This is a genomic window from Pedobacter namyangjuensis, from assembly GCF_003313325.1.
GTDB lineage: Bacteria > Bacteroidota > Bacteroidia > Sphingobacteriales > Sphingobacteriaceae > Pedobacter > Pedobacter namyangjuensis.
In genome coordinates this window covers 14,582-26,147 of sequence record NZ_QMHQ01000005.1, presented here as the reverse complement: position 1 = coordinate 26,147, position 11,566 = coordinate 14,582, and the positions used below count along the sequence as shown (strand labels likewise).

Below are 11,566 nucleotides of genomic sequence, written 5' to 3'. Positions count from 1 at the left end.
AATAATTAATATTGATTACACACGAATGGAATTAGTATGAAAATCAAATTAACCTTAATGGCTATGTTATGCGCCGTTGGCTTTGCAACACATGCGCAAATTCAAAAAGGCGTAACCTTTGGCGGGCTCAGTTTCAGTTTCGCTACTAATAATCAAAACTCAAATGCGCTTAAAATTAATTCGCTTTCTATTAATCCCCGAATCGGCCACTTCTTCAACGATAATCTTGCAGCTGGAATGGAAATCAATTACAATCTGTCGAAATTAAATGGCGAATTTTATGATTACTTTGATCAGAATACTGGCTTTTTTCAACGTACATTTGGCTTTAAGGAAGAAAATTTTGGCTTAAGTCCTTTCACAAGGTATTACTTTCATGTTAAGGAAAATTTTAAATTTTTTGGCCAGGCCAACTTAACTTTTCAAGTTAATAGTTATAAAAACATTGATGATGATGGTTATTTGTATCGCACCGATTATACATTTAAAGGGTATGGTGCAAGCTTAAATCCCGGTTTCGCCTTTTTACCAAGTAAAAAATGGAACATTGAATTTTCATTCCCAGTGATTAGCTATTTTGTAGACAGAAACAAAGAACAAGCCTACAATTTTAGGCAAGATAAAAAGTTAAGATTGGCGCTCGATAACTTTACACCTTCATTTGGCGTAAATGTTCATTTTTAAACACGTCAAGTTTTTAAATCAGCTGTAAAAATCTGAACGGTAAGCAAGCAATCTGATTGGGCTGTTTTTAATTGCTATTTCTTTGTTCTTTCTATATTCGGCAAAAATGCTGTTAGCAAACCTATTAGTGGCAAATAAGCACAAATACTATATACGTAACTGATACTTGTCGAATCCGCCAATCGACCCAATAAAGCCGAACCTATCCCCCCCATTCCAAATGCAAAGCCGAAGAATAAACCGGATACCAAACCAACTTTACCTGGAATAAGCTCTTGCGCATACACCAGGATTGCCGAGAAAGCAGAAGCTAATATCATCCCGATAGGAACAATTAACACGCCTGTCCAAAACAGATTGGCATGAGGAAGCATTAATGCAAAAGGTGCAGTACCTAAAATAGATGCCCATATTACGTACTTACGACCAATTTTATCGCCAATTGGCCCACCAATTAGTGTACCTGCAGCAACCGAAAACAAAAACACAAACAAATAGATTTGCGAGGTTTGCACTGAAACATGAAATTTCTGCATTAAGAAAAATGTGAAATAGCTTGTTAAGCTAGCCATGTAAAAGTATTTGGAAAATATCAATACCAGTAAAATAACGATTGATGTGATAACTTTAGTTCTAGACAAATGATGAGAAACAGCCTGTGCACTTGCTTTAGCACGTTGTTTAATTTTAACCAAATAAGTTTTATACCAACGGCCCACGTAAGTTAATACGATGATGGCCAACAGCGCAATAAAAGAAAACCAAACAATGCTAAACTGACCGTTGGGCACAATAATCCAAGCCGCTAAAAGCGGGCCTAAAGAACTACCTGCATTACCCCCCAGTTGAAAAACTGATTGCGCCAAACCTCTTTTTCCCCCAGATGCAGCATTAGCCATTCTGGATGCTTCTGGATGAAAAATCGAAGAACCTACACCAATTAAAGCCACCGAAACTAGCATCGTATAAAAATGTGTTGAAAGCGAAAGCGTTACCAATCCCGTTAAGGTGAAACCCATGCCTGTTGCCAACGAAAATGGTTGCGGTTTTTTATCTGTATACAAACCTACAAAAGGCTGAAACAACGAAGCCGCCATTTGAAAAACAAGGGTAATAATACCAATTTGAGCAAAACTCAAACCGTAACTGGTTTTTACTATCGGATAAATAGCTGGAATTAGCGACTGTATGGTATCATTAAGTAAATGCGAAAAACTTAACGCAAACAGGATTGGAAAAACAGTTTCCTCGGCTATAACTTTTGTAGAACTTTCTGTATTCATAATTATGTTGCCAAATTTAGAAACTATTTATGCGTTTAGCCCTATAAATGAGTTTTTTGACTATTTGCGTATAAATACGCCTCGCGATTGTTTGGTTTTGGAGTTGCAAACCTAAAGTTAAATCCTTTGTATAAATCCTTTTACACTCGAAAATCATCAGCATAAAAATATTCTTGTATATTTAATTTTATCAAATGCTCTCATCAATGTATAAATCCGCAGTCCTCCTTACTTTTTTTATTTTTTGCCGCACAATAGTTTCGGCCCAGCAACAAGCTATTTTAAAATTGTACGACAGCATTCGCAACAATTTGCCAAGGGAAAAACTTTATGTGCATTTTGACAAGACCAATTATACAGCAACTGATACCATTTGGTTTAAAGCCTATCTGGTAGATGGCACACTAAATGTTCCGTCTAATACTAGTGCTGTTATCTACACAGAAATAATCGACGAAAATAACGATGTTTTACAAACGCTTGCCTTGCCAACAGTATCTGGCTTAACTTGGGGCGCTTTTGCACTAAACGAACGGCAATTTAAAACCGGAACATACACATTTAGAGCCTACACAAACTGGATGCAGAACTTTGGAAATTCACATTTTTTTCAAAAACAGCTTAAAGTATTTTCCTTACCTGCAGGTGCGATAGGAATAGCCAGTGCTTCAACAACAAAGTCGCCTTTGGCAAGCAATCAAAATAATTCAGGCAACAATAGAAATAGTGCAATAGACCTACAATTTTTGCCGGAAGGTGGAAATCTTATAGCTGGTTCTAATCAAAAAATTGCATTTAAAGCATTAAATGCCAATGGAAAAGGCATCAGCCTAAGTGGCGAAATTTTAGACAGCAAAGATAATATCGTTACCACTTTTGTATCGAATACAAAAGGAATGGGCTTTTTCTATTTAAACGCTGTAGCGACTGAGCGGTATACTGCGAGAATAAAAAATTTAGCAGTACCTAATACAACCTTGCCTACTGTTAAAGAACTTTCAACAGCTTTAAAAGTTACAAACGATTATAAATCAGACTCTTTAGTTATTCAATTTGGATCTAACTTAAAAAACGAACCATTAACCGTCATTGGTCAATCTAGAGGCGTGGCTTGTTTTGTAGCAACGTTGGCAGCAAACACTACAGGTAAAACTATTCGTGTTGCCAAAAGCATTTTCCCAACCGGAGTTTGCCAGATATTAATTTTAGATGCACAAAGAAAGCCCCTTAATGAGCGAAACTTTTTTATCAATCATTTAGACCAGGCTAAGATTGATGTTTCTTCAGATAAGTTAGCATACAAAAATAGAGACAGCGTAAAACTCGTTATCAAGGCCAGTTCATTCGATAAAAAACCAGCCCAAATGTCGTTATCCATGTCCATAACCGACGATAGCCAAGTTACCAAGGACAGTTTAAATGAGGGAAATATTTTAAGCTACTTGCTATTAACTTCAGATTTAAAAGGAGAGATTGAAAACCCTGGATCGTATTTTAAGCAATACGATGAACAAACGCATAATGACCTGGAAGCGTTAATGTTAACACAAGGCTGGGTTAATTACCAATGGGATTTAACTAAAAAACCTTTATTTAAAGCTGAAAAGGAATTTACACTTCGTGGAAAAATCACCAACTTAACCAACACACCCATAGCTAACGCTAAAGTAACTATGGTTGGTCAGAACAGAGGTTTTACATTAATAGATACCGTTGCGAATGATAAGGGAGAGTTTGTATTCGATCAGCTCCCGGTTATGGATAGCGCATCTTTTATCGTACAGGCTCTAAACACCAAGGGCAGAAAAGGAACATTGGGCATTGAAGTTGATGAATTTAAAAGACCTGAAATTGAGGTTGTAAAACGAAAGAATATTATTTTCGATACTACTGCCGACAGTGTTGCAAATGTTTTGGTAGCTACACAAAACGAAGCCTTAAACAAACGATATGCCAGTGGAAACTTACTTAGGGAGGTAACCATTACGGGTAAGAGAGTGATTCCAGGTTCAAAAAATTTAAATGGCCCTGGTGAGGCAGACCAAATACTTACCGAAGAAGACTTAAACAAAGTACCCAAGTTAACTTTATACGATTTACTTATAAAAAAGATTACCGGATTTAGAACCGGTGTGAGGCGGGGTTCGAGTATTCGAGATTTTTTCATCAATTCTGAACCAGTAAGGTTTGTGATAGATGGAATGGAGTTAGATTTCTTTTATGACTCAGCGGATGCATCTGCAGCAACCAAAATGAATGATTATAACAATTTTGTAAGGACTACTTTAGATTATTATAATGCTGAGGATATTAAAGGTGTTGAGGTAATGGCATTTTTCAACAAAAGTATGCTTTACAGAAGTCGCTTTGTAAGAAACTGGTTAGACCAAACTCAATATGCTTACATAGAAATTACTACTAAATCTGGTAGTGGGCCTTTTTTAAAAAAGGCTGCTAATATTTATAAGTACCGACCGATGAATTATGGTAACAAAAAGGTTTTCTACTCGCCTAAATACACTGCAGAGAACGACAATAAAACACCCGATTTTAGATCTACAATTTATTGGAATCCGAATATTATCACTGATGAAAAAGGCGAAACTTTTGTAAGTTTTTTTACCTCGGATAAAAAGGGAACTTACACCGTTTGGCTAGAAGGGACTGATTTAGAAGGGAACTTTGGCGTAAAAACGATGAAGTTGGAGGTAAAATAAACAGAAGCCCTCAAAAATAAAAAAGGTGGTAATTCAACAGAGTTACCACCTTTGGTAGTTTAATTAAAAACCTATTTCATACTCTTTTCTCTAATCGCTTTAAACTCCGAACCATTTTTCCAACCTGGAAAAGTAGTTTCGTTACTAATGCGGTAACCTACATCAAAAAGCAATCTCAAATCTTCTACCATGCCAGAGAAATCCCATTTGGCAGGTTCAAAATTATCCGCAGGTGCGTGATAACGGTTTTTGGTATAATCTTCTTTTTGCGCCTTTCCGTAAGCCACTCCTTTTTCTACATGGTCATCTCCAGTTTCGGTATACAAAGCCGGAATACCAACTTTCGCAAAATTAAAATGATCTGAACGGAAATAAAACCCAGCCGATGGATTTGTATCTTTCGTAACTATCCTACCTTGTTTTTTAGCTGCATCTGTTAAATAATCTTCCAGCTCCGACTGACCAAAGCCAACTGCTATAATATCTTTAGTTTTACCAAATGCTTGCATCGCATCCATATTAATTACTGCTACTGTTTTATTTACCGGCACTAAAGGATGTGCGCCATAATATTCAGACCCCAACAAACCTTGCTCCTCGCCCGTTAAAGCTATAAACATGATAGAACGCTCTGGTTGTACTTTCGCTTTCTTAAAAGCATCGGCTAAAACCAACAAAGCAGCCGTACCTGTTGCATTATCTACAGCGCCATTGTAAATAGAATCGCCATTAATAGCCTCGCCTTTTCCTAAATGATCCCAGTGACCCGAGTAAATCACATATTCATCAGCTCTTTTAGTACCCGGCAATACGGCAACAACGTTGTTTGAAGTAGATTTTTTGATCACGTTGTTAATAGTGGTAGAAACACTCAAACCTAAAGCAACGGGCTTAAATCCTGGCTTACCAGCCTGTTTCATCAAATCGGCAGATTTACCAGCCATTTTAAATAAAGATTGGGCAACATTTTGTGTAATCCATCCTTCCATAATAGCTCTCGATTTGTTAGCATCCGCCGCTTCTAAATATAATTTAGATTTAGACCAACCGCTCCTTACCACCGCCCAAGGGTAACTTGCCGCTTTATCTTCGTGGATAATTATTACTCCGGTTGCGCCTTGTCTAGCGGCTTCTTCAAATTTGTAAGTCCAACGCCCATAGTAAGTCATCGTTTTACCTTTAAACAAAGTCGAGTCAGAAAAACCAGGATCGTTTACCATAACTACTACCGTTTTTCCTTTAACATCCAAACCTTCGTAATCATTCCATTTATATTCTGGTGCAACAATGCCATAGCCAGCAAAAACCATCTCAGAATTTTCTACTTTAACGGCTTCGGTAACATGCCTACTTGCGCCAACAAAATCATCCAAATATTTCAAACTCACGGCCTTTCCATCGGCTGTTTTAATGCTCAAATCACTCGGTGTAGATTTGATATCCACCATCGGAACTTCTTGGAAATAACTATCGCCGTTGCCCGGTTTCAAGCCAATTTTCTCAAATTCGGTCTTTAAATAGTTAATGGTCTTCGTTTCCCCAGTAGTAAAAGGTTTTCTGCCTTCAAAATCATCCGATGCCAATACTCCGATATGTTTCGCTAAAGCAGTATCGTTTACCGCTTTTAAGGCTACAGAATCTGGCGTTAAATTAGCGCCGCCTTGCTCCGATTGGCAAGAAGCAAAGCCAACCGCCCCAATAGCAAGCATTAATAAATGTTTTTTGTTCAATATCATAGCTCGTTAAGTGTTTAAATTAAAAACCTAAATATATTCATTTTTTGAAAAGCAAAACCAGCGTTACTATAAATGTTAGTCCTGCGCTACGTTACAAGTCCTCTCCCGATATAAAATCGGGATCCGGGCTTTACACTGCGCTCAGGTTTATTACACAAAAGGCTCTGCAAGAAAACCTGCAGAGCCTTTTACGTTCGTAAATTATTAGCGCTATTGCTTTCGTTCAATATCTCTATCCATCTCCACAATATTTACTTCAGAAGATTTCGAGAAATCGCCCAATAAATAATTGTTGAAATGATCGGCTAATTTCCAGAACATATATTCCGTCATATCGCCAAAACCATGTCGCTGACCCGGAACTACCACATATTCAAAACGTTTGCCGGCTTTTATCAAGGCGTTTGCAACACGAATTGAGTTTGCAGGATTTACGTTATTATCCATGTCACCGTGCATAAGCATCAAATGTCCTTTAAGGTTTTTCGCTAAATCTGGGTTTTTATCAATAGAATATTTAAAAGTTGTATCGCCTTTGGCCGACACAATTTCTTTAACACCGTGGTGCTTTTCGCTCCACCAACGGTTGTAGATGCTATTATCGTGGTTACCCGCTGCAGAAACTGCAACTTTAAAGAAATCTGGGTAAACCAACAATGCAGCGGTAGACATAAAACCACCACCAGAGTGGCCAGTAATACCAACTCTATTCGCGTCGATAAAAGAATATCTATCCGCCAACTGCTCTACAGCGGCTTTCTTATCGGCCAAACCGTAATCTCTCAGATTTCCGTAACCATAAGTGTGGTACCATTTAGAACGAGCCGGGTGACCACCTCTGTTACCTACTGTAATTACCACATAACCTAACTGCGCCAAACGATCCATTCTATCCATTGCCCTACCGAAAGCTTTATTAACTGCCTCCGTTTGCGGACCAGGATAAACATACTCTATAATTGGGTATTTTTTCTTCGGATCAAAATCGAATGGCTTGTACATCACTCCGTAAATATCGGTTATGCCATCATCTGCCTTAACTTTAAATGGTTCTGGAAATTTGTAGCCCGTCTCCATCAGTAAAGACAAATCTGCAGTTTCCAACTCCATTACTTTCAGGCCATTGTTATCTAATAAGAACGATTTTGGCACCGTGTTTACTCTCGAATAATTATCAACAAAGAATTTTGCTTCGTCATTCATGTTTACTGCGTGATCAAAATCTCCGCTGTTCAGCAACTTTAAGCCAGAACCATCAAAGTTTATACGGTACAAGTGCATAAAGTACGGATCTTCCTTGTCCTCTTTTCCGTTAGCTGTAAAGTATAAAACCCTGTTTTTTTCATCAACATTAACAATAGATTCGCAGTGGAAAGCACCTTTTGTAATTTGGTTTTTCAACTTTCCATTAGCATCAAAAAGATAGAAATGGCCCCAACCATCACGTTCGCTCCAATGGATCATTTCTGCACCACCGTTAACTAAACCTGGGCGTTGAACTTCTACATAGGTATTAAAACGCTCATCTATCAATTGTTTTACCGCACCGGTTTGTATGTCTATTGTGCAAATATCAATTCGTTTTAAATCTCTACTGTTACGAGAAAAATAGAATTTATTGTTATCGCCTAACCAAATCGACGGTCTAAACTCATTATCTCTATCCTTATTTAAAGCTGGTTTACTCCAGGTAGATATGCTTTGATCTTTAAAAGCTGTAGTGTTTATAGTTTTATAAGTTTTAGCTGCAAAATTAAAAAGTACAAACTCGTCTACAGGCGATTCTTTTTCACCTGGCATTTGGTATTTGTAAGTTTCTAATGTTGGGCGGCCAGCGGCAATACTGTTAATTACCCAAAAATCCTTAACCTTTCTAGAGTCGGTTCTATCCAACACAAAATGTTTACTGTCAGGCGACCAAAGTACGTAAGCACCTCTTCTCTTTTTGTTGTTTTTGATATTTAGCTCATTATCTTCGCCATCGCCGTCGCTACCAAAAGAGTAAAACTTAACACCATCTTTTGTTAACTGATGCTCTACAATTGTGCTATCCTCTTCATTTTTCACCGCCTTTAGATAATTGGCTTTATCCATCCAATACAGGTTATAATTGCGAGAGAAAATAACTGCCGACGAATCTGGCGCTACAGAACCCCAACTTGGCTTAGCTTTTGGCTTCTCGTAGTTTTTAACCTCTGTAAGTTTGCTATTGGCCAAATCGTAGTTAAAAAAGAAAATTTTCTTCTGCATAGAATCTGCAGCTTTTTTATCTTTTCTATCTTTTTTAAGCTCTTCGATAGTACTTTTTATCTCGAAGCTGATGCTTTTTTCATCCTTAGAAAATTTTAAATTTTCAATCGGCAAATGCTGTGCATCAAACGGATCGCGAACTATTAAAGTTATTTCAGAAGCCATTTTAGCATTGTCAAATAAAACCTTTTTGGTTTTAGATGCAGGCTCTACAATGTACCATTGTTTGCCGTTTGGGGTTTCATATTGGTACCAAAACCTGTTGCTTTGCTTTAACCAATGCGGATCTACCGCCGTCGAATAAATAATTTTACGCAATTTACTTGGCGAAAACCTTGCAGCTGCTTGGTAATTAGCTTTCTCTCCTACTTGTGTGGTTTCTGTAAGCGAAATGGTTTTTGTTTGCGCTAGGGCATCGGTAGCACATAAAACCGATGCAAAAGCTAACAATGAGTAGAGTTTCTTCATTGATGTGAGTTGATTGTTTAATAAATGCCTAAATTATTTAAAAACTAGCTATTTATTTGTAATAAAAAAGATAGGAATTCACCCTGTTAAAGATTTTAAAACCAATTAATCGTTTTTTTATCAACAGCTTAAAGTTTTCGATAGTAAATACATGTCAATTTTATAGTTTTGCGTTCAGAAATAAACAATTTCTCTTATCAACTACAAGGAAAACAAAAACCTATGAAGATTAATTTTCTAACAATAATTGCAGCTGCTACAATTCTGGTAAGCGGATGCCAATGTAATGCGGCCAACGATAAGCAAAACGCGGGCGATAGCACTACAAAAGAAAAAACAGCTCCTGAGAGCACTGCAAAAAACATTGACATTAACGGTGTAAAAGTTGCGGATGCTAAAACGATTTTAGCTCGCAAACAAGTGCCTATTTTATGTTACCACCAAGTACGCAACTGGCGTGCTACAGATGGGCAAATGGGTAAAGATTATACGGTAGAAATTCAGAACTTTAAAGATCAAATTAAAATGTTGGCCGATAGTGGTTACAACACCATTTTACCAAATCAATTATACGCTTACTTGAATGAAGGTAAACCTTTGCCAGCAAAACCTATCATGCTTACTTTTGATGATACTGTTTTAGACCAATATACTGTAGTAAATCCAACGCTAAAAAAATATGGCTATAAAGCTGCTTATTTTATCATGACGGTTTCAATTGGGAAAAAAGGCAAATTTGTTAATTACATGAGCGCTGAACAAATTAAAGAGCTTGCGGATGAAGGCAATTCTATTGGTAGCCATACGTACGACCATAAAAATTTTAAAAAATACACAGGTAAAGATTGGGAAGAGCAATTAGATAAGCCTACAAAAAAATTAGAAGAAATTACGGGCAAAAAAATCGAATATTTCGCTTATCCGTTTGGTTTATGGAATAAGGAAGGCTTCCCTGAGTTAAAGAAAAGAGGTTTTAAAATGGCATTTGCCTTAGCTGACAAGCGTGATGAAAACGACCCGTTAATGTGTGTTAGACGAATTATTGCTAGTGGATTTTGGAGCCCTAAAACTTTACATAACAACATTGTTAAAAGTTTTTAAAAACTAATGCGAGTTAACCTTTTATTAGCTTTAGCACCTGCATTATTATTGTTTTCTTGCCATTCTAATCCGCAAGAAAACAATAGTAAAACTACCTCCGCTAACGTCGATACAACAACTGTAAAAGATAGAAGTAACATAAAACCGGCTTCTGCTCAAGAAATTCTGGCCAAGAAAGAAGTTCCGGTGCTTTGTTATCATCAAATAAGAAATTGGTTGCCTACAGATGGTAAGCGAGCACACGATGATATTATTGCACCAGACAGGTTTGAGAGCCACGTAAAAATGCTGGCCGATAGTGGTTACAATTCTATACTGCCTGATCAGCTTTATGATTATTTGGTATTTGACAAAAAGTTGCCGGAAAAACCAATCATGTTTACGTTTGATGACACAGATTTAGATCAGTTTACCATAGCGGCACCAACTTTAAAAAAATACGGTTTTAAAGGTGTGTACTTTATAATGACGGTTGCAATTGGCAAGAAAGGAAGAATCGCGTACATGAACAAGGCGCAGATAAAACAGCTAAGCGATGAAGGTAATACAATAGCCAGCCATACCTACGACCATAAAAATTTTGCTGATTTTACGGCTGAAGATTGGAAAACACAAATAGAGGAACCTAACAAAAAGCTAGAAGATATAACTGGCAAAAAAATCGAGTACTTCGCCTATCCTTACGGCGTTTCGAAATCCTCTACGTTGCATAAGTTAAAAGACTACGGCTTTAAAGCGGCTTTTATCCTATCTACCCAAAGGGATGAGAATTATCCATTGTTCACCATAAGAAGAATTATAGACCCAGGGACTTACACTGCTAAAAACCTTTACAACAGTATTAATAAAAGTTTTAATAAGAAACCTGTATCAGCTAAATAACTTCTTTTAGCTGATACTTTTTTCCGTTAAAATCGAAGTTTTCACCTGCCTTTTTTCCTAAAAACATTTTACCTATCGGCGAAACCGCAGAAACCGCAAAAAAAGTTTCGCCTTTTAAATTAAGTAAACCAGCACTTATACTTAAATAGAAATTTCCATTATCGGTATAAACCAAACTGCCATTTCTTGCTATTTCGTTTGCGGGTAAATCTTTTATCAAAGTTAACATATGCTGATTTTCTTCAGCATCCATCAATAACCTTTTGTTACGATCAATGTCTTGTTGCGCCATCTCACGGCTAGTTTCGTATTTATCGCCAGCGCTACTTTTCGTATCATCATTACTTGCTTCCCTAGCTTGCTGCAAGGCAGTTTTCGCGGTCGTTATCCGTTGAGCTACAAAGGCTAAACAAAGTTCGTACAAAGCTAATTTTGTGCCTTCCAT

General features: G+C 37.2%; 8 protein-coding genes. 4 read left to right on the top strand and 4 right to left on the bottom strand.

Annotation, left to right across the window (positions count from 1 at the left end):
• Positions 1-36 precede the first annotated feature (36 nt).
• A complete protein-coding gene (locus DUT69_RS17690; RefSeq protein ID WP_113654610.1) occupies positions 37-684 on the top strand; it encodes an outer membrane beta-barrel protein in 648 nt (215 codons plus the stop codon).
• Positions 685-758: 74 nt separating this feature from the next.
• Here the strand turns inward: DUT69_RS17690 and DUT69_RS17685 are convergent, their stop codons facing one another.
• Positions 759-1,967 (bottom strand): MFS transporter, encoded by a 1,209-nt coding sequence (locus DUT69_RS17685; protein WP_113654609.1) that lies wholly within the window; start codon positions 1,965-1,967, stop codon positions 759-761.
• A 287-nt stretch (positions 1,968-2,254) separates the two neighbouring features.
• Here DUT69_RS17685 and DUT69_RS17680 point away from each other — a divergent pair, with 287 nt between their 5' ends.
• Positions 2,255-4,684 (top strand): carboxypeptidase regulatory-like domain-containing protein, encoded by a 2,430-nt coding sequence (locus DUT69_RS17680; protein WP_162796353.1) that lies wholly within the window; start codon positions 2,255-2,257, stop codon positions 4,682-4,684.
• A gap of 71 nt (positions 4,685-4,755) precedes the next feature.
• Here the strand turns inward: DUT69_RS17680 and DUT69_RS17675 are convergent, their stop codons facing one another.
• Positions 4,756-6,420: a M28 family metallopeptidase gene (locus tag DUT69_RS17675; RefSeq protein WP_240186755.1), complete on the bottom strand. Its 1,665-nt coding sequence runs from the start codon at positions 6,418-6,420 to the stop codon at positions 4,756-4,758.
• A 210-nt stretch (positions 6,421-6,630) separates the two neighbouring features.
• Positions 6,631-9,138: a S9 family peptidase gene (locus DUT69_RS17670; RefSeq protein ID WP_113654607.1), complete on the bottom strand. Its 2,508-nt coding sequence runs from the start codon at positions 9,136-9,138 to the stop codon at positions 6,631-6,633.
• A 222-nt stretch (positions 9,139-9,360) separates the two neighbouring features.
• Between DUT69_RS17670 and DUT69_RS17665 the strand changes: the two genes are divergently transcribed.
• Both DUT69_RS17665 and DUT69_RS17660 read left to right on the top strand, forming a co-directional pair.
• Positions 9,361-10,239 carry a polysaccharide deacetylase family protein gene (locus DUT69_RS17665; RefSeq protein WP_113654728.1) on the top strand — a complete coding sequence of 293 codons (879 nt, stop codon included), beginning with the start codon at positions 9,361-9,363 and terminating at the stop codon, positions 10,237-10,239.
• A gap of 6 nt (positions 10,240-10,245) precedes the next feature.
• Entirely contained in the window at positions 10,246-11,121 is an 876-nt protein-coding gene (locus DUT69_RS17660; protein ID WP_113654606.1) for a polysaccharide deacetylase family protein, read from the top strand.
• Here DUT69_RS17660 and DUT69_RS17655 read toward each other — a convergent pair.
• On the bottom strand, positions 11,114-11,566 hold the full coding sequence (locus DUT69_RS17655) for a 3-oxoacyl-ACP synthase (RefSeq protein ID WP_113654605.1): 453 nt from the start codon (positions 11,564-11,566) through the stop codon (positions 11,114-11,116). The genes DUT69_RS17660 and DUT69_RS17655 overlap by 8 nt on opposite strands.